Raw genomic sequence first — 19347 nt, forward strand, 5'->3', positions numbered from 1 at the left:
CAAAACTAGATAACATTAGCTTCATATTATATGGTTAAGTCCTCGATCTATTAGTATTCGTCAGCTCCACATGTCACCATGCTTCCACCTCGAACCTATCAACCTGATCATCTTTCAGGGATCTTACTAGCTTACGCTATGGGAAATCTCATCTTGAGGGGGGCTTCATGCTTAGATGCTTTCAGCACTTATCCCTTCCGCACATAGCTACCCAGCTATGCCCTTGGCAGAACAACTGGTACACCAGCGGTGCGTCCATCCCGGTCCTCTCGTACTAAGGACAGCTCCTCTCAAATTTCCTGCGCCCACGACGGATAGGGACCGAACTGTCTCACGACGTTCTGAACCCAGCTCGCGTACCGCTTTAATGGGCGAACAGCCCAACCCTTGGGACCGACTACAGCCCCAGGATGCGATGAGCCGACATCGAGGTGCCAAACCTCCCCGTCGATGTGGACTCTTGGGGGAGATAAGCCTGTTATCCCCGGGGTAGCTTTTATCCGTTGAGCGATGGCCCTTCCATGCGGAACCACCGGATCACTAAGCCCGACTTTCGTCCCTGCTCGACTTGTAGGTCTCGCAGTCAAGCTCCCTTATGCCTTTGCACTCTACGAATGATTTCCAACCATTCTGAGGGAACCTTTGGGCGCCTCCGTTACACTTTAGGAGGCGACCGCCCCAGTCAAACTGCCCACCTGACACTGTCTCCCGGGTCGATAAGACCCGTAGGTTAGAATTTCAATACAGTCAGGGCGGTATCCCACCAGCGCCTCCACCGAAGCTAGCGCTCCGGTTTCAATGGCTCCCGCCTATCCTGTACAAACTGTACCAAAATTCAATATCAGGCTACAGTAAAGCTCCACGGGGTCTTTCCGTCCTGTCGCGGGTAACCTGCATCTTCACAGGTACTATAATTTCACCGAGTCTCTGGTTGAGACAGTGCCCAAATCGTTACACCTTTCGTGCGGGTCGGAACTTACCCGACAAGGAATTTCGCTACCTTAGGACCGTTATAGTTACGGCCGCCGTTTACTGGGGCTTCAGTTCAGAGCTTCGCTTACGCTAACCCCTCTCCTTAACCTTCCAGCACCGGGCAGGTGTCAGCCCCTATACTTCGCCTTACGGCTTCGCAGAGACCTGTGTTTTTGCTAAACAGTCGCTTGGGCCTATTCACTGCGGCTTTCCGTTAAGAAAGCACCCCTTCTCCCGAAGTTACGGGGTCATTTTGCCGAGTTCCTTAACCAGAGTTCTCTCGCACACCTTAGGATTCTCTCCTCGCCTACCTGTGTCGGTTTGCGGTACAGGCACCTTTTATCTCGCTAGAAGCTTTTCTTGGCAGCGGGGAATCAAAGACTTCGCTCCATAAGGAGCTTCCCCATCACAGCTCAGCCTTCACGATAAGCGGATTTGCCTACTTATCAGCCTAACTGCTTGGACGTGCACAACCAATCGCACGCTTCTTCTATCCTTCTGCGTCCCTCCATTGCTCAAACGATAAAGAGGTGGTACAGGAATATCAACCTGTTGTCCATCGCCTACGCCTGTCGGCCTCGGCTTAGGTCCTGACTAACCCTGAGCGGACGAGCCTTCCTCAGGAAACCTTAGGCATTCGGTGGACGGGATTCTCACCCGTCTTTCGCTACTCATACCGGCATTCTCACTTCTAAGCGCTCCACCAGTCCTTCCGGTCTGACTTCACTGCACTTAGAACGCTCCCCTACCACTGATACCATTGGTATCAATTCGCAGCTTCGGTGGTGTATTTAGCCCCGGTACATTTTCGGCGCAGAGTCACTCGACTAGTGAGCTATTACGCACTCTTTAAATGGTGGCTGCTTCTGAGCCAACATCCTAGTTGTCTAAGCAACTCCACATCCTTTTCCACTTAATACACACTTTGGGACCTTAGCTGGCGATCTGGGCTGTTTCCCTCTTGACTACGGATCTTATCACTCGCAGTCTGACTCCTAAGGATAAGTCATTGGCATTCGGAGTTTGACTGAATTCGGTAATCCGATGAGGACCCCTAGTTCAATCAGTGCTCTACCTCCAAGACTCTTACACTTAAGGCTAGCCCTAAAGCTATTTCGGGGAGAACCAGCTATCTCCAGGTTCGATTGGAATTTCTCCGCTACCCACACCTCATCCCCGCACTTTTCAACGTGCGTGGGTTCGGGCCTCCATTCAGTGTTACCTGAACTTCACCCTGGACATGGGTAGATCACCTGGTTTCGGGTCTACGACCACGTACTAAACGCCCTATTCAGACTCGCTTTCGCTGCGGCTCCGCCTCTTCAGCTTAACCTTGCACGGGATCGTAACTCGCCGGTTCATTCTACAAAAGGCACGCCATCACCCATTAACGGGCTCTGACTATTTGTAGGCACACGGTTTCAGGATCTCTTTCACTCCCCTTCCGGGGTGCTTTTCACCTTTCCCTCACGGTACTGGTTCACTATCGATCACTAGGGAGTATTTAGCCTTGGGAGATGGTCCTCCCAGATTCCGACGGAATTTCACGTGTTCCGCCGTACTCAGGATACATTCAAGAGAGAACGAAGTTTCGACTACGGGGTTGTTACCCTCTGTGACGGACCTTTCCAGGTCGCTTCGTCTACCTCGTTCCTTTGTAACTCCGTATAGAATGTCCTACAACCCCAAGAGGCAAGCCTCTTGGTTTGGGCTAGATTCCGTTTCGCTCGCCGCTACTCAGGAAATCGCATTTGCTTTCTCTTCCTCCAGGTACTTAGATGTTTCAGTTCCCTGGGTCTGTCTTCCATACCCTATGTATTCAGGTAAGGATACCATACCATTACGTATAGTGGGTTTCCCCATTCGGAAATCTTCGGATCAAAGCTTACTTACAGCTCCCCGAAGCATATCGGCGTTAGTCCCGTCCTTCATCGACTCCTAGTGTCAAGGCATCCACCGTGCGCCCTTTCTAACTTAACCAAACTAAAATTAAAAAAATATGAGCTACACTGTTATCTAGTTTTCAAAGAACATACATTTAAACTTGAGAGATAGTTCTCTCAAAACTGAACGAAACAAAACAAGTCAACGTTTATTGATGAACTGCGTTCATCAATTCTCCATAGAAAGGAGGTGATCCAGCCGCACCTTCCGATACGGCTACCTTGTTACGACTTCACCCCAATCATCTGTCCCACCTTAGGCGGCTGGCTCCATAAAGGTTACCCCACCGACTTCGGGTGTTACAAACTCTCGTGGTGTGACGGGCGGTGTGTACAAGGCCCGGGAACGTATTCACCGCGGCATGCTGATCCGCGATTACTAGCGATTCCAGCTTCATGTAGGCGAGTTGCAGCCTACAATCCGAACTGAGAACGGTTTTATGAGATTAGCTCCACCTCGCGGTCTTGCAGCTCTTTGTACCGTCCATTGTAGCACGTGTGTAGCCCAGGTCATAAGGGGCATGATGATTTGACGTCATCCCCACCTTCCTCCGGTTTGTCACCGGCAGTCACCTTAGAGTGCCCAACTTAATGATGGCAACTAAGATCAAGGGTTGCGCTCGTTGCGGGACTTAACCCAACATCTCACGACACGAGCTGACGACAACCATGCACCACCTGTCACTCTGCTCCCGAAGGAGAAGCTCTATCTCTAGAGTTTTCAGAGGATGTCAAGACCTGGTAAGGTTCTTCGCGTTGCTTCGAATTAAACCACATGCTCCACCGCTTGTGCGGGCCCCCGTCAATTCCTTTGAGTTTCAGCCTTGCGGCCGTACTCCCCAGGCGGAGTGCTTAATGCGTTAACTTCAGCACTAAAGGGCGGAAACCCTCTAACACTTAGCACTCATCGTTTACGGCGTGGACTACCAGGGTATCTAATCCTGTTTGCTCCCCACGCTTTCGCGCCTCAGTGTCAGTTACAGACCAGAAAGTCGCCTTCGCCACTGGTGTTCCTCCATATCTCTACGCATTTCACCGCTACACATGGAATTCCACTTTCCTCTTCTGCACTCAAGTCTCCCAGTTTCCAATGACCCTCCACGGTTGAGCCGTGGGCTTTCACATCAGACTTAAGAAACCACCTGCGCGCGCTTTACGCCCAATAATTCCGGATAACGCTTGCCACCTACGTATTACCGCGGCTGCTGGCACGTAGTTAGCCGTGGCTTTCTGGTTAGGTACCGTCAAGGTGCCAGCTTATTCAACTAGCACTTGTTCTTCCCTAACAACAGAGTTTTACGACCCGAAAGCCTTCATCACTCACGCGGCGTTGCTCCGTCAGACTTTCGTCCATTGCGGAAGATTCCCTACTGCTGCCTCCCGTAGGAGTCTGGGCCGTGTCTCAGTCCCAGTGTGGCCGATCACCCTCTCAGGTCGGCTACGCATCGTTGCCTTGGTGAGCCGTTACCTCACCAACTAGCTAATGCGACGCGGGTCCATCCATAAGTGACAGCCGAAGCCGCCTTTCAATTTCGAACTATGCAGTTCAAAATATTATCCGGTATTAGCCCCGGTTTCCCGGAGTTATCCCAGTCTTATGGGTAGGTTACCCACGTGTTACTCACCCGTCCGCCGCTAACTTCATAAGAGCAAGCTCTTAATCCATTCGCTCGACTTGCATGTATTAGGCACGCCGCCAGCGTTCATCCTGAGCCAGGATCAAACTCTCCAATAAAGTTAGTTTGTCTAGCATCTAAAAATAAAAATTGACGTTCACGTTGTTTGTTTCGTTCAGTTTTCAAAGAACTACTTAGTCGCTCATTTGCGACTTCCTTATGTTAACATCTTCGTTTTTCGATGTCAACTAAGTTTTTCAATTTCTTTTTTGTCGTTTTCTGCGTTTCCGCATCAGCGACGGTTATTAATATATCATGTGAAAAAATGAAATGCAACACCTTTTGAAAACTTTTTTCAAACCAACTACATTTCTTTTTTAATATCATATACTTAAACGAAATATCTCTTTCATTTCTAAGTAATTCCTACATATATTCTATATAAAGTCACTCTGCCAAAAAGCGTTTCTTTCTATATAAACGTTTTATTCATATACCATATCATACAAGGAGGAATATACATGGACTACACCGACTTATTAATAAAACTAGGTCTCTCGGCTATTTTAGGATTCGCCATCGGTTTAGAGCGCGAATTAAAACGTAAACCACTCGGTTTAAAAACGTGTTTAGTTATTTCTATAATTAGTTGCCTCCTGACGATTGTTTCTATTAAAGCTGCTTACAACTTACCACATACCGATCATATGAATATGGATCCACTTCGACTTGCCGCTCAAATTGTATCAGGAATCGGTTTTTTAGGTGCCGGTGTAATTTTACGCAGAGGAAACGATAGTATTGCGGGATTAACGACCGCCGCTATGATTTGGGGTGCTTCTGGTATTGGCATTGCCGTTGGAGCTGGTTTCTATATCGAGGCTACTTTCGGAATGTGTTTCCTTATGATTAGTGTAGAACTTATACCCTTAACGATGAAATTCGTCGGTCCTAGATCATTTCGTCAACGTGATATCGCAGTGAAACTTGTTGTACGAAATATGGACAATATCCCCATTGTAATTGAAGAAATAAAAGAAATGGATATAAAGGTTAAAAATATGAAGCTTAAAACATTAGAAAGCGGCGCTCACTACTTACATCTTAAATTGTCTATCGATCAAAAAAGACATACTGCCGATGTTTACTATGCTCTCCAACATCTTGAAAGTGTTCAACAAACTGAAGTTGAAAGTATGTATTAATTATGAAACGAACTCTCTTTTTAATTAGAGAGTTTTTCTTTTTTCTATAATGGTAACAATGAATGTAGTCCTGAAACGTAAGGAGGAATAGAAACTTGAAATCCCGCCCGAATTTAGTAGATACATTTCGTGATTCCATTATTTTTCGTTTAATTTGTTTTATTATTGTACTTACTGCTTTTTCTGGCTTTCTTATACATACACTCGAGCCAGATCACTTCACCACATGGTTCGACGGGATTTGGTGGTCAATCGTTACCATTTTCACCGTTGGATACGGCGATTTCGCCCCCCATACAACGATAGGAAAAATTATCGGGATAGGCATCATTTTATTAGGAACGGGATTTTGTTCTTATTATATGGTTCTATTCGCTACCGATATGATTAATAAACAATATATGAAAATTAAAGGAGAAGAAGCTGCTACCTCTAATGGTCATATGATTATCGTTGGCTGGAATGAACGTGCAAAACATGTTGTAAAACAAATGCACATATTACAACCGAACCTTGATATCGTTTTAATTGATGAGACACTTTCTTTACTTCCAAAGCCATTTCATCATTTAGAATTTATAAAAGGTTGTCCGCATCACGATCAAACTTTATTAAAAGCTAACATTACAACAGCTCACACTATATTAATAACATCAGATAAAGAGAAGAACGAAAGCTTAGCAGATACACAGTCCATTTTAAATATTTTAACTGCAAAGGGACTTAATCCAAACATTCACTGCATCGCTGAACTTCTTACTTCTGAACAAATCCAAAATGCAATGAGAGCTGGCGTATCAGAAATTATAGAAGGAAATAAATTAACGAGCTATGTATTTACTGCTTCTCTTTTATTCCCTTCCATTTCAGGCGTACTATTCTCCCTTTACGATGAAATCTCTGATAACAAATTACAACTGATGGAGATTTCCCCGTCCTGCACCGGACAATCCTTTGCGAATTGTAACTATACTCTTTTAAAACAAAATATTCTCTTACTAGGTGTAAAGCGCGACGAACAATATATGATCAATCCAGTTCATTCTTTCATTCTCATCGAAAGCGACATACTCATCGTTATTCACCATTAAAAAAATGACTTTCTAGTTCTTGTACTAGTACTTTACCAATATTGATATATTTTCTTTTCACGTCTCCATCGGGATCTTTCGGCTCAGCAAATTGATCAACTCCACTCGTTCCAGCTGTTAAAGAATTAACATTATCATCTAGTTCGTCTTGATATACGTGCGAAAGAATATACGGCGTTTCAAGACGGACTATTACCTGAGGCACATCTAGTTCTCCATTCACCGCTGTAAATGGTACTCGTAAAAATTGATAACCATCTTCTTCGTCGATTTTATAATCAAAACATCCTTTATCATAATCCCAATTACCACCAATACTATATCCAAGTGGTTTCATAACCTCTTCTAACTTATATAACGCATAGGTACGTCCTTCTAAATTTGATTGAATCGGAATCAATCCCATCCCTCCTAGACTTTTCCTTTAGCATACCCATTCTAGTTTGAATATACCGGTGTACTTTTCAGTAAAATAATAAAAAGCGATCGGAGACCCGATCGCTTTTTATTATTTTAAACGCTCTTCTAATTCTGCTTTTAACTCTTCAAATCCTGGTTTTCCAAGTAGAGCAAACATATTTTTCTTGTACGCTTCTACTCCTGGTTGGTCAAATGGATTTACGCCTAATAGGTAGCCGCTCATCGCACATGCTTTTTCGAAGAAGTATACAAGGTAACCGAATGTGTACTCGTTTAGTTCTGGAATGTTTACGATTAAGTTCGGTACTCCGCCATCGCTATGTGCAAGTAATGTACCTTCGTATGCTTTTGTGTTTACGAAGTCTATCGTTTCACCAGCAAGGTAGTTTAATCCATCTAAATCGTTGTCGTCTAATTCGATTTTTAGTTCGTGTGTAGATGTACCTACTTTAAGAACTGTTTCGAATAGGTCACGACGACCTTCTTGAATGTATTGACCTAATGAGTGTAAGTCAGTTGAGAAGTTTGCTGAAGATGGGAAAATACCTTTTTGATCTTTTCCTTCACTTTCACCAAATAACTGTTTCCACCACTCAGAGAAGTAGTGAAGTGCTGGCTCATAGTTAACAAGCATTTCAATTGTTTTCCCTTTATTGTATAGGGCATTACGAACTACTGCGTATTGGTAAGCTGGGTTTTCTTCAAGTTCTGATTTCGCGAAGTCATTATGACCAGCAGCTGCACCGTTCATCATCTCTTCAATGTTTAGGCCACTTACTGCGATTGGCAATAAACCTACTGGTGTTAATACAGAGAAACGACCGCCAACATCATCTGGAATTACAAATGTTTCGTAACCTTCATTGTCAGCTAATGTTTTTAATGCACCACGCGCTTTATCTGTAGTTGCATAAATACGTTTGCGAGCTTCTTCTTTTCCATACTTTTCTTCTAATAATTTACGGAAAATACGGAATGCGATTGCAGGCTCTGTTGTTGTACCTGATTTGGAAATAACGTTAATAGAAAAGTCTTTACCTTCTAGTACGTCCATTAAATCTTTCATGTAAGTGGAGCTAATGTTTTGTCCAACAAATAGCACTTGTGGAGTTTTACGTTGTTCTTTAGAAAGCGTGTTATAGAAAGAATGGTTTAACATTTCGATTGCTGCGCGTGCTCCTAGGTAAGAACCACCAATACCTACAACAAGTAAAATGTCAGAGTCATTTTTAATTTTTTCTGCGCATTTTTGAATGCGAGCAAATTCTTCTTTATCATATTGAAGCGGAAGCTCTACCCACCCAAGGAAATCGTTCCCAGCTCCAGTTTTTTCGTGGATTGCATGATGTGTTACTTTTACTGCATCACGTAAATAAGTTAGTTCATTTTCACCGATGAAGGATAACGCTTTAGAATAGTCGAACGTTACATGTGTACTCATCTTTTTCCCTCCAATTATGTATATGTATTTCTGTATTCACTTTAGCGAAACTAAAGTTGTAAATCAAGCGATTCAACAATTGTAAACGTAACCATTATTTATTTTTTAGAAAAAGTTCATTTTTTGCATAAAAATTCGCATTTTTCGGTATAGATGTATATACGTCCTTTTTTCGTACATTTTTCATGTATAAAAACAACAAAACTATACCATTCTATAAAGGAGTTAAATTTTCTTATTAACTCCTTGCTTGCTCACGCTTCACATTAAGGAGGGACTTTTCATGAGTACCTTGCAACGTATCGCATTAGTCTTCACTGTAATCGGCGCTGTTAACTGGGGACTGATCGGGTTCTTCCAGTTTGACTTAGTAGCAGCCATTTTCGGTGGACAAAACTCAGCTCTTGCACGTATTATTTACGGCATCGTTGGTATTTCTGGGCTTATCAACCTCGGCTTACTATTTAAACCATCCGAGAATCTTGGTACTCACCCAGAAACACATGAAATTCAATAGTCAGTATGTCTTTTTCGCCTCCGACATACGAATATGATTGCATGCAATCATATTTGCAAATATATATATCATAAGTCACAGTAAAAGAGGAACGCTCATATGCGTTCCTCTTTTACTTTATTACCTCCGACTCTTCAATCCATTCTGCTAGCTTTTCTCGCAGTGTATTAAATCCGTTCTCAGATGGATTCGGTATAAGAATTCGTCCTTGCTTTCTTTTCGCCGCTTTTAACGATAAACTCATTTTTCTGTGTTCTTCATCAATTGAAAGTACTTTTACTTCTACTGTATCTCCGACCTTTAAAAAGTCATGAATGTCTTTTACATACCCATTTGTGATTTCAGATATATGCACAAGTCCTTGTGTTTCTGCATCCAAAGCTACAAATGCACCGTAATCTTGAATTCCAGTTACTTTCCCTGTTACAACCACTCCCGTTGTATATTGTTCTGACATGTGAAACACTCCCATACGTTTACCATTTTCTCTACAATTGTAAATAGCAAAGCAGATGTATTTATTGTTAAATATCCGATTAGTGAGTAAGTATCCTAAGTAAAACACCGAGGATACTCCCACCTTATATTAGTAAATTATACCACTTTGATAGAACTCATTCAAAATTCACGAAAAAATTTCCTATAATACGTATAATTCTCCAATATTAGGATAGAATACTAACACATGGCTTTCTAGTATTCCCCCCCTTTTTATGGACAAAACGTATTGTGTTTTGTCCTTTTTTTATTCTCTATGAACCGTTCCATTCTCTTCATTGCTTCCATAAGTTGCTCCAGCGATGTTGCATATGAACAACGAATAAATCCTTCACCACTCCCGCCAAACACATTTCCAGGAACAACAGCCACTTTTTCTTCTAATAATAATTGTTCTGCAAATTCTGCTGAAGATAGTCCGGTTGAAGCTATAGAAGGGAAGACATAAAATGCCCCGCCTGGCACATGACATGTTAAGCCCATTTCATTGAAAGATGTCGTCATAAAGTTACGACGTTTTTTATAGCTATCTCTCATTCGAATTACTTCATCATTTCCCCCGCGTAATGCTTCAAGTGCTGCAAATTGAGACATCGTCGGTGCACACATCATTGAATACTGGTGGATTTTGAGCATTAATTCTGAAAATTGCACAGGGGCTGCAATCATCCCAAGACGCCATCCCGTCATCGCAAATCCTTTTGAAAACCCTGAAATTAAAATTGTATGGTCACGCATATTTTTAATACTCGCGAAACTCGTATATGCTTCGTCGTATACGAGCTCTGCATAAATTTCATCAGATAGCACGATTAAATTATACTTCTCAACAATAACTGCTAGCTTTTCTAATTCGGATTTATTTAACATTGCGCCTGTTGGGTTATTGGGAGAACAAAGTAATATTGCCTTTGTTTTCGTTGTAATAGCTGCTTCAATTTGATCTGGCTGTACTTTAAATTCATCTTCTAATGAAGTCGCTACTGGAACTGGGACCCCGCCCGCTAACGTAACAAGTGGTGCATACGAAACGAAACTTGGTTCAATAATAAGTATTTCATCATCAGGGTTTACAATAGCACGCATCGCTACATCTAGCGCTTGACTCGCTCCAACTGTAACAATGATTTCATCATTCGGATCATAAGATACTGCAAATTGTTTTTTTAGATACTTTGCTATTTCTTGACGGAGCTCCAATAATCCTGCATTTGCTGTATATGACGTATATCCTTGTTCTAAAGAACGAATACATGCTTGCCTTACATTCCAAGGTGTAACAAAGTCCGGCTCCCCCACTCCAAGTGAAATAACACCTTTCATACTTGCCGCTAAATCAAAAAACTTTCGTATACCAGACGGTTGTAAAGATTCTGCTACTCTAGATAGGTCAAATTGCTTCACGGTGTCACCACAATTCTCTTATCATCATCTGTCTTTTCATAAATAATCCCCTCATGTTTATACTTCTTCAAAATAAAATGAGTTGTCGTTGAAACGACAGATTCAATTGTTGCTAATTTCTCAGAAACAAACATTGCTACTTCTCCCATTGTCTTCCCTTCTAATGTAATAGAAAGGTCATATGTCCCAGACATTAAATAAACGGATTTCACTTCTGAATAGCGATAAATTTGTTCAGCTACTGCATCAAAACCGACACCACGCTTCGGTGTAACTTTCACATCAATCATCGCCGTTAAACCAGTATGTTCTTTCACTTTTGTCCAATCGATATGTGTTACATAGTCCACGATAATCTTTTCACTTTCTAATTTCGTAACCATTTTTTTCGCTTCTTCTACTTCTATATTTAACAACTTCGCTAATGTATCTACAGATAAACGACTATTCTTTTCAAGACAAGCTAATAATTCCAATTCTTTCTCTGTCACCATATAAATCATCCTTCCTTTTAGTTTGTGTCTAAATTATACAAATACTCTTTCCAGTTTGAAAAGAAGATTTTTTTTGAGAATTATGTCAAAATAAAGTGAAACTTTAATCAGCGGAATGCTTTATCCCGCTGATTATTAGCACACACCAATCCGGGTAAAGAGGAAAGGGGATGGAACCGTGAAACCAAAAGTATATATTGCCGAACCAGTTCCAACATTTGTAGAAAACTATTTATCAGAACACTGTGATTTTGAAAAATGGGATCAAAACGAGAAAGTACCTCGTGATGTTCTATTGGAAAAAATAAAAGATAAAGATGGGTTATTAAATTTCGGATCTGCTATAAATGAAGAATTATTGCAGGCTGCTCCTAATTTAAAAGTAGTAAGTAACATTTCTGTTGGCCATGATAACTTTGATTTAAAAGCGATGAAAAAACAAAATGTTATCGGAACGAATACTCCATATGTGTTAGATGATACAGTAGCCGATCTCGTTTTCGCTCTTATGTTATCTGCTGGTCGCCGTGTTTGCGAACTCAATTCCTATGTAAAAAATGGTGAATGGAACGCTGAAATCGGAAAAGAACACTTCGGACTAGATGTACATCATAGTACGATCGGTATTATCGGAATGGGACGAATTGGAGAAGCTGTCGCAAAACGAGCGAAATTCGGATTTGATATGAATGTCCTTTACTATAACCGTCGCCGTAAAGAAGAAGCTGAGCAAAAATTTGATGCTACATATTGTGATTTACAAACTCTAATCAAGCAATCTGATTTTATTATTCTTCTTACTCCATTAACAGATGAAACGTATCATCTTATCGGTGAAAAGGAATTTTCACTAATGAAAGAAACAGCAATTTTCATTAATGCTTCTCGCGGGAAAACAGTAGATGAAACTGCATTAATTCATGCGTTAACAGAAAAGAAAATATTTGCAGCCGGCATCGACACATTTACACAAGAGCCGATTCAAAAAGAGAATCCGCTCTTATCATTACAAAACGTTGTAACTTTACCGCACATTGGATCTGCAACATTAAAAACTCGGCAGCAAATGGCTATGACAGCTGCTGAAAATTTAGTGGCAGGATTACAAGGAAAAACACCACCTAATATTGTGCGTGGGTAATTATAAAGTGAAACTTTAATCAGTGGGGGTTTTGTCCATCCCCCACTGATTATTAGCCTTCACCAATCGGGCTTTTACGGGCTGTTATCTCCCACCTAACTTTCTCGCATTCGCCGAATTTTGAGGTAGGAGTCTACTGCCCGCAAATAGCGGGATAAATACGCAAAAGGCAAGATGACGATGTCATCTTGCCTTTTTTTGTTAACATATTTTGTTTCTTGTCTGGAGATGATATGAACAAAAATCAATGGAGTGACAAAAAATGAACCATGAATGCAAATGCCCTTACTTCACTTTTTCCACTCGCGGGACTACTATTCATTACGAATTGTATGAACATAATACTAAAAAAGAACGACCTACTTTCGTACTCGTTCACGGCTTCCTCTCTTCCTCATTTAGCTATCGACGACTCATTCCTTTACTAACAAAGGAAGGTACAGTAATCGCCCTTGATTTACCACCATTTGGAAAAAGTGATAAATCTCATCTCTTTAAATATTCTTATCACAATTTAGCAGCTATTATTATCGATTTAATCGAACATTTATCTCTCTCAAATATTGTATTAGTTGGTCATTCTATGGGCGGACAAATTTCACTCTTTGTAAACCGACTACGCCCTGAATTAATTTCAAAGACGATTTTACTATGTAGCTCTAGTTATTTAGCACGCGCAAACTTCCCTTTACTGTACTCCTCTTATTTACCGTTCTTCCACTTATACGTGAAGAACTGGATTATTCGAAGGGGCATCGTTCATAATTTAATGAATGTCGTTCATGACCATTCATTAATTGACAATGAAATGATGGAAGGCTATGCTGCTCCTTTTTATGATGATCGTATATTCCCTGCTTTAACTCGAATGATAAGAGACCGTGAAGGTGACTTATCTTCAACTGAATTACAAAAAATCGAAACCCCAGTATTACTCATTTGGGGTGAAAAAGATCGCGTCGTCCCTGTACATGTAGGACACCGTCTCCATAAAGACCTACCTAATTCCACTTTCATTTCTTATGAAAATACAGGACACTTACTACCTGAAGAAAAGCCCGATCATGTTTATGAAGAAATTATTGCGTTTGCGGCGCAATAAAGTGAAGCTTTAATCCGTGGGAGGTTCTATCCCCACGGATTATTAGCCTTCACCAATCGGGTTTTTACGGGCAGTTTGATTTCTCACCTAACCTCTTTGCTTCAACCGAGTTTTGAGGCGGGAGTCTTACTGCCCGTTAAAACGGGATAAAGTGAAGCTTTAATCAAACCGCACAAATGAAAATAAACAAAAAGGCTGTCGTAAATTCCGACAGCCTATAATGAACAACTTCCGCCTTCTTTTAGTACGAGTAACTCTACTGCTAATTTTTCGCATTTTTCAAGTGCAGGTACTTCTTCAAAAGACATAAAGTATATATGTTGAATCTTCTTTGCGATGTATTTCGGATCATCAAACACACTTACGACGTTTACGACATCGCTCGCTTCTGTTTCATAAAACTCCGGTCCCATTTGAAACGGATCCCAATTTTTCACAACCTCAATCATTTTGTCATATGCACCCATCTATTTCCCGCCTTTTCACTTTTTAATGCTTTTCTTTATCGTATCACATCAGCTATTCTATAAGAAGAGTGAGAATTTTCATAACTTAACAGTTTGACAGAAGAAAGGAGCAAACATATGCAACTATTTCATAAAACGGTAAATCGTCGCGGAACACATAGTACAAAATGGGATACATATAAAAATGAAGAGCTCATCCACGCTTGGATTGCAGATATGGATTTTGAAGTACCAAAACCAATTCAAACTGCATTACAAAAACGCACAGAACATCCTATTTTCGGCTATACACTTCCTCCTGAAAATATTGGGGATATCATTTGTAATTGGACGAAAAGCCAATACAATTGGGAAATACAAAAAGAATGGATTGTATTTAGCGCAGGTATCGTTCCAGCTCTTAGTACGAGCATACAAGCTATAACGAAAGAAGGAGAAGCCGTACTCGTACAACCTCCTATTTATCCACCATTTTTTGAAATGGTCAAAACAAATAATAGACAATTATGTGAGAGTCCCTTATTTAAACAAAATGGCATATATAAGATAGACTTCGAGCATCTAGAAACTCAATTTAAACAAGGTGTAAAACTAATGCTTCTTTGCAGCCCTCACAATCCTATCGGACGCATTTGGACGAAAGAGGAGCTAATAAAACTCGGTACGTTATGTACGCAATATAATGTAACCGTTGTCGCGGATGAAATTCACGCCGATATTATTTATAAAGGCCATACTCATACACCGTTTGCTTCTTTATCTGAAGAATTAGCAGCACGCACTATTACTTGTATGGCTCCGAGCAAAACATTTAATATCGCTGGATTACAAGCATCGATCATTATTATTCCGAATGAAAATCTCCGTAATGCCTTTATGTCTATCCAATATAGACAAGGATTCCACGGATTAAATACATTTGCTTATACAGCAATGCAAAGTGCCTATACAGAATGTAATGATTGGCTAAATGAAATTCGATTGTACGTTGAAGATAACGCTCAATTTGCTTGTGAGTATATTCAAAATCACATACCAGCTCTTTCTGTAATTAAACCAGAAGGTAGTTTTTTACTGTGGATTGATTGTTCCCACTTGGACCTTTCTCAAGATGAACGAACAGCATTGCTTGAAGAGAAAGGTAAAATCATTATTGAGCCTGGTGAGAAATATGGAACAGGTGGAGAAGCCCATATCCGAATTAACATTGGCTGTCCTAGATCTGTTTTAGAAGAAATTTTAAACAGACTACACCATACATTCTCATAACAAAAAAGGAGGCTATCCCAAAATGATTTTGGGACAACCTCCTTTTTTCGGTAAATCGATATAATTCCACTTACCATCATGTGGTTTTAGAACAAAATCTACCATTCACGGTAGATTCTATTTTTTCTTCATATCCGACGCTTTTTTAACAATAACACCGCAAGCAATTCGGCCACCAGATTTACCCGTTGGTTGTGTCATACCATCATCAGCGTTTTCTGTAATAATAATAGACGCTCCATCTTTTCTATGAATCGTCGTTTTTCCTTCTTCAAGCGTTATATGCGGAGCATCGATTTCTGCTTTAATCTTTCCCGAACCGTCTGCAACTACGTTCGGTAAATCACCATTTTCCGCACCTTTCGGATTCAAGAGCCCATGTTCTTTATTATCCGGATTAAAATGATTCCCAGATGATTCGAAACGTGGCGCTTTACATTCTCCGATTTCATGTACATGTATCCCGTGTGATCCTGGTGTAAAGCCTTCCGCTTTAATCGTAATTTTCACTCCACTTGTTTGCTGAGTTACTTTTGCAGTCCCAACTTCATCACCTGAAGCATTATGTAATTTCACATCAATTTCTTTCGGCTTCCCTTGGTCACAACCCGCCATTAGAAATAATAAACAACAACTGAAAAAAAGCCGTCTTTTCATTCAATTCCCTCCAAAATACTTTCTGCCCTTAGATTGTCCGAGCATAGAGGGAAACATGCAAAAATGAATTACTGTTTCTTTTCAGCTAAAAGCTTTTCTTCTACTTTCTGTAATCGCTCTGCTTCTCGTTTTGATACACGAATAAACATACGCCACGTAGCAACCGCACCGATGATAAATAGAACGCAAACAATACCTGGAATAATATACTCCGTTTTATCTTCAGGAAAATATAAAGGCATCATATAGAACACTCCTTATCAGGGAATTTATGAAAATAATTAACATCAGAATTTTCTGTTATATCATTTTAAATTATAGTTGAAGCCTGTCATATTCTCAAGGACATTCAAAAATCAACTGATTTCTTTGACTACTTCTTATACTTTCCTTACTATAAACTTGAGGTGAAAAATATGAGAGAAACATTTGAAATTGGTGAAATCGTTACTGGTATTTATAAAACTGGAAAATACATTGGCGAAATTACAAATAGCCGTCCTGGCAGTTACGTCGTAAAAGTATTAGCTGTTTTAAAACATCCAGTGCAAGGGGATTTACATAATGTAAAACAAGCTGAAGTACCATTCTTCCACGAAAGACGTGCTTTAGCTTTTCGTGAACAGACGAACATTCCAGAGCAAATGGTGAAGAAATATGAAGGAGAAATTCCGGATTATACAGAGTCACTAAAATTAGCATTAGAAACTCAAATGAATTCATTTTCTGAAGATGATTCACCTTTTGCGGGGCGTAGTCTAGAAACACTTCAGCAATTGAAGCAAGATTACAAACTTTAAAAAACAAAACGACCAAATTACATGTTTTGCAATTTGGTCGTTACTGTGTACTTACTTTCTTTAACACTTTCGAAAAATCAACAAGTTCCCCTAATGTTGGAGGTGCTGGTTTGACTAAATACTCTTTATCTTTTTCTACTAACTTAAAAATATTATATGTCGTCATCGCATCATCAAGCGCACAATGATGCTTTCCTGTTCCTGCTTTTCCATACGCCTCAATTGCTTTCCACAGCCCTGTTTGATTTCTCTCTCCAAAAAACTTCTTATACTCAAGCGATAAATCACGACACTGTCCAAAGAATGGAAATTCTACTCCCGCCATTTCGCAATTATGCTTTAAGACTTTCATATCCATATTTCCCCACGTTACAATTGTCGGTTTACAACTCTTTTCATATTCTGCAAGTTTCTCAACAAGTTCATGAAAAGAAATTCCTTTGTCCACTACTTCCTGTTTAATTCCTAAAAATTTTTTACATCGATCCGTTAAAGACGGAAATGTTTTCGGTCTAATATGCGATGAATACGTATCTTCCACCTTACAACCAACAACAGAAACGAGTCCGACCTCAATAATTTCTGGGAAAAAACCTTTTGGCTTTTTTCTATGCTGGGGCATCGTAAACTCAAAGTCTAAAAACAAAAATCGTTGTTCATCCATACGATCCCTTCCTTATCATCTTTGTCATTCCTTTCTATTTGACACTCCTACACGAACAAGCTCGAATGCTGATTCAATTTTAAATATTCAGATTGGATGTATCTTATATATATGTCAAATGCCCACAAATATTTTTAAAAATAAGAAAAAATGACCTATGCAGAAAATATGACAAAATAAACCCTTTCATTTACATCCGCCATTTTTCTACTTTATAATGACGTTATGTGTGTTTCATCTAGTTAATTTTTTGACACACTAAGAAAAGTGAATGAAAGGAGATGAGAGTTTTGCACGAAACAACGCAAGAACTCGCAAACTGGCAGTATTATTTCGCTATCGCAGTCTTTTTAATTACATATGCCATTATTATTTCTGAAAAAATTAACCGCGCTGTCATCGCACTTCTTGGTGCAGCATTCATGGTAATTGCCGGGGTCGTTGACTTACACAATGCCTTTACGAAACATATTGAATGGGGAACAATTACATTACTCATCGGTATGATGATACTGGTAAACATTACAAGTAAGTCAGGTGTCTTCCAATACGTTGCCATTAAAGCCGCAAAAGGAGCACAAGGAAATCCAATTAAAATTTTAATTTCACTTTCCTTACTTACCGCGCTTGGCTCCGCATTTTTAGATAACGTTACAACCGTACTTCTTGTTGTTCCAGTTACTTTATCTATTACGCGCATCTTGCAAGTAAATCCTGTTCCATATTTACTTTCTGAAATTATTTTTTCAAACATCGGAGGAACAGCAACATTAATTGGTGATCCGCCAAATATTATGATTGGTTCTGCTAATAAACATTTAGACTTCAATGCTTTCTTATTCAACTTAGCACCTATCGTAATCATCATTATTGCTGTTACAGCAACAATGCTTTACTTCATGTACCGTAAGCAATTAATTGCTGATCCTGTACAAATTAAAAAGCTAATGAGCTTAGATGAAAAACAATACATTAAAGATCCAGTATTAATGAAAAAATCTTTAACAGTACTTGGACTTACTATTTTAGGTTTCATGACTCATTCCATCTTCCATATTGATGCAGCTATCATCGCCTTAACTGGTGCTACTGTCCTTATGTTAATCGGTGTGAAAGAACATGAAATTGAAGAGGTATTCGCAAGTGTAGAATGGGTAACAATCTTCTTCTTCGCGGGACTATTCGTACTCGTTGGAGGACTTATCGATATCGGTCTTATCAAAACGTTAGCTCAAAAAGTAATTGGAATAACAGGCGGAGATATTTCTCAAGCATCTATCCTTATTCTATGGGTATCTGGTATCGCCTCTGCAACAATCGATAACATTCCATTCGTTGCAACAATGATTCCGCTTATTAACGATATGGCAGTTGGGCTAGGTTTATCACCTTCTGACGCACAAGTCGATGTACTATGGTGGGCATTAGCATTAGGTGCTTGCCTAGGTGGAAACGGAACATTAATCGGGGCTTCTGCTAACGTAATCGTAGCCGGAATCGCAAGTCGTGAAGGACATAAATTCAGCTACATGGAATTCCTTAAAGTCGGCTTCCCAATTATGATCGTTTCATTAATCATTTCTCACATTTACATTTACTTACGCTATCTTATGTAGTAGAAAAAAGCGCCCCGCTTAGCAGGGCGC

The 19347-nt window shown here is 40.1% G+C and carries 17 protein-coding genes and 2 rRNA genes; 8 read left to right on the forward strand and 11 right to left on the reverse strand.

Annotation, left to right across the window (positions count from 1 at the left end; genetic code table 11):
• Positions 1-30: 30 nt before the first annotated feature.
• Positions 31-2952: ribosomal RNA gene (locus tag MHI07_RS23065) — 23S ribosomal RNA — on the reverse strand.
• A 146-nt stretch (positions 2953-3098) separates the two neighbouring features.
• Positions 3099-4650: ribosomal RNA gene (locus tag MHI07_RS23070) — 16S ribosomal RNA — on the reverse strand.
• The 16S and 23S rRNA genes sit together here, the layout of an rRNA operon.
• 402 nt (positions 4651-5052) lie before the next feature.
• Between MHI07_RS23070 and MHI07_RS23075 the strand changes: the two genes are divergently transcribed.
• Both MHI07_RS23075 and MHI07_RS23080 read left to right on the forward strand, forming a co-directional pair.
• Positions 5053-5736, forward strand: coding sequence for an MgtC/SapB family protein (locus tag MHI07_RS23075; protein ID WP_002160049.1), 684 nt, complete (start codon positions 5053-5055; stop codon positions 5734-5736).
• A 95-nt stretch (positions 5737-5831) separates the two neighbouring features.
• Positions 5832-6827, forward strand: a complete 996-nt coding sequence (locus tag MHI07_RS23080; RefSeq protein ID WP_078181327.1) for a potassium channel protein — start codon at positions 5832-5834, stop codon at positions 6825-6827.
• Here MHI07_RS23080 and MHI07_RS23085 read toward each other — a convergent pair.
• Together MHI07_RS23085 and MHI07_RS23090 are read right to left on the reverse strand one after the other, a co-directional pair.
• Positions 6814-7227, reverse strand: coding sequence for a YugN-like family protein (locus MHI07_RS23085; RefSeq protein WP_340826538.1), 414 nt, complete (start codon positions 7225-7227; stop codon positions 6814-6816). The genes MHI07_RS23080 and MHI07_RS23085 overlap by 14 nt on opposite strands.
• A gap of 108 nt (positions 7228-7335) precedes the next feature.
• Complete coding sequence (locus tag MHI07_RS23090) at positions 7336-8688, reverse strand: glucose-6-phosphate isomerase (RefSeq protein ID WP_002112570.1); 1353 nt, start codon at positions 8686-8688, stop codon at positions 7336-7338.
• A gap of 283 nt (positions 8689-8971) precedes the next feature.
• On the opposite strand from MHI07_RS23090, the gene MHI07_RS23095 reads away from it, so the two are divergent.
• Positions 8972-9205 (forward strand): DUF378 domain-containing protein, encoded by a 234-nt coding sequence (locus tag MHI07_RS23095; protein ID WP_002034535.1) that lies wholly within the window; start codon positions 8972-8974, stop codon positions 9203-9205.
• Positions 9206-9317: 112 nt separating this feature from the next.
• Here MHI07_RS23095 and yugI read toward each other — a convergent pair whose 3' ends face one another.
• The 3 genes from yugI to MHI07_RS23110 all read right to left on the reverse strand — a co-directional run bounded on the left by yugI (position 9318) and on the right by MHI07_RS23110 (position 11601).
• Positions 9318-9662 carry a S1 domain-containing post-transcriptional regulator GSP13 gene (gene yugI, locus MHI07_RS23100; RefSeq protein WP_002015848.1) on the reverse strand — a complete coding sequence of 115 codons (345 nt, stop codon included), beginning with the start codon at positions 9660-9662 and terminating at the stop codon, positions 9318-9320.
• 254 nt (positions 9663-9916) lie between these two features.
• A complete protein-coding gene (locus MHI07_RS23105; protein ID WP_002129685.1) occupies positions 9917-11107 on the reverse strand; it encodes an aminotransferase in 1191 nt (396 codons plus the stop codon).
• Positions 11104-11601, reverse strand: coding sequence for an Lrp/AsnC family transcriptional regulator (locus tag MHI07_RS23110; protein ID WP_016106498.1), 498 nt, complete (start codon positions 11599-11601; stop codon positions 11104-11106). The genes MHI07_RS23105 and MHI07_RS23110 overlap by 4 nt, the downstream gene beginning before the upstream one ends.
• Positions 11602-11749: 148 nt before the next feature.
• Between MHI07_RS23110 and MHI07_RS23115 the strand changes: the two genes are divergently transcribed.
• Positions 11750-12742 carry a 2-hydroxyacid dehydrogenase gene (locus MHI07_RS23115; protein ID WP_033714043.1) on the forward strand — a complete coding sequence of 331 codons (993 nt, stop codon included), beginning with the start codon at positions 11750-11752 and terminating at the stop codon, positions 12740-12742.
• A gap of 262 nt (positions 12743-13004) precedes the next feature.
• On the forward strand, positions 13005-13844 hold the full coding sequence (locus MHI07_RS23120) for an alpha/beta fold hydrolase (protein WP_002112576.1): 840 nt from the start codon (positions 13005-13007) through the stop codon (positions 13842-13844).
• Positions 13845-14059: 215 nt separating this feature from the next.
• Here MHI07_RS23120 and MHI07_RS23125 read toward each other — a convergent pair whose 3' ends face one another.
• Positions 14060-14311, reverse strand: coding sequence for a YugE family protein (locus MHI07_RS23125; protein ID WP_002015854.1), 252 nt, complete (start codon positions 14309-14311; stop codon positions 14060-14062).
• Positions 14312-14428: 117 nt separating this feature from the next.
• Between MHI07_RS23125 and MHI07_RS23130 the strand changes: the two genes are divergently transcribed.
• On the forward strand, positions 14429-15580 hold the full coding sequence (locus tag MHI07_RS23130; RefSeq protein ID WP_088079593.1) for a MalY/PatB family protein: 1152 nt from the start codon (positions 14429-14431) through the stop codon (positions 15578-15580).
• A 117-nt stretch (positions 15581-15697) separates the two neighbouring features.
• Here MHI07_RS23130 and sodC read toward each other — a convergent pair whose 3' ends face one another.
• Both sodC and MHI07_RS23140 read right to left on the reverse strand, forming a co-directional pair.
• Entirely contained in the window at positions 15698-16237 is a 540-nt protein-coding gene (gene sodC / locus MHI07_RS23135; RefSeq protein WP_002160043.1) for a superoxide dismutase [Cu-Zn], read from the reverse strand.
• Between the two features lie 68 nt (positions 16238-16305).
• Positions 16306-16482: a hypothetical protein gene (locus MHI07_RS23140; protein ID WP_000982763.1), complete on the reverse strand. Its 177-nt coding sequence runs from the start codon at positions 16480-16482 to the stop codon at positions 16306-16308.
• Between the two features lie 171 nt (positions 16483-16653).
• Here MHI07_RS23140 and MHI07_RS23145 point away from each other — a divergent pair, with 171 nt between their 5' ends.
• Positions 16654-17037, forward strand: a complete 384-nt coding sequence (locus MHI07_RS23145; RefSeq protein WP_002112579.1) for a kinase-associated lipoprotein B — start codon at positions 16654-16656, stop codon at positions 17035-17037.
• A gap of 40 nt (positions 17038-17077) precedes the next feature.
• Here the strand turns inward: MHI07_RS23145 and kapD are convergent, their stop codons facing one another.
• Positions 17078-17701, reverse strand: coding sequence for a 3'-5' exonuclease KapD (kapD, locus tag MHI07_RS23150; RefSeq protein ID WP_002112580.1), 624 nt, complete (start codon positions 17699-17701; stop codon positions 17078-17080).
• Between the two features lie 290 nt (positions 17702-17991).
• On the opposite strand from kapD, the gene MHI07_RS23155 reads away from it, so the two are divergent.
• On the forward strand, positions 17992-19317 hold the full coding sequence (locus MHI07_RS23155; RefSeq protein ID WP_002112581.1) for an ArsB/NhaD family transporter: 1326 nt from the start codon (positions 17992-17994) through the stop codon (positions 19315-19317).
• Positions 19318-19347: the final 30 nt, after the last annotated feature.

The sequence above is a fragment of the Bacillus sp. FSL H8-0545 genome, assembly GCF_038006105.1.
Classification (GTDB): Bacteria; Bacillota; Bacilli; order Bacillales; family Bacillaceae_G; genus Bacillus_A; species Bacillus_A cereus_U.

Coding starts and splice junctions, on each gene's coding strand:
- MHI07_RS23075 (WP_002160049.1), top strand. CDS start 5,053: ATGGACTACACCGACTTATTAATAAAACTAGGTCTCTCGGCTATTTTA.
- MHI07_RS23090 (WP_002112570.1), bottom strand. CDS start 8,688: ATGAGTACACATGTAACGTTCGACTATTCTAAAGCGTTATCCTTCATC.
- MHI07_RS23095 (WP_002034535.1), top strand. CDS start 8,972: ATGAGTACCTTGCAACGTATCGCATTAGTCTTCACTGTAATCGGCGCT.
- yugI (WP_002015848.1), bottom strand. CDS start 9,662: ATGTCAGAACAATATACAACGGGAGTGGTTGTAACAGGGAAAGTAACT.
- MHI07_RS23110 (WP_016106498.1), bottom strand. CDS start 11,601: ATGGTGACAGAGAAAGAATTGGAATTATTAGCTTGTCTTGAAAAGAAT.
- MHI07_RS23120 (WP_002112576.1), top strand. CDS start 13,005: ATGAACCATGAATGCAAATGCCCTTACTTCACTTTTTCCACTCGCGGG.
- MHI07_RS23125 (WP_002015854.1), bottom strand. CDS start 14,311: ATGGGTGCATATGACAAAATGATTGAGGTTGTGAAAAATTGGGATCCG.
- MHI07_RS23130 (WP_088079593.1), top strand. CDS start 14,429: ATGCAACTATTTCATAAAACGGTAAATCGTCGCGGAACACATAGTACA.
- sodC (WP_002160043.1), bottom strand. CDS start 16,237: ATGAAAAGACGGCTTTTTTTCAGTTGTTGTTTATTATTTCTAATGGCG.
- MHI07_RS23140 (WP_000982763.1), bottom strand. CDS start 16,482: ATGATGCCTTTATATTTTCCTGAAGATAAAACGGAGTATATTATTCCA.
- MHI07_RS23145 (WP_002112579.1), top strand. CDS start 16,654: ATGAGAGAAACATTTGAAATTGGTGAAATCGTTACTGGTATTTATAAA.
- kapD (WP_002112580.1), bottom strand. CDS start 17,701: ATGGATGAACAACGATTTTTGTTTTTAGACTTTGAGTTTACGATGCCC.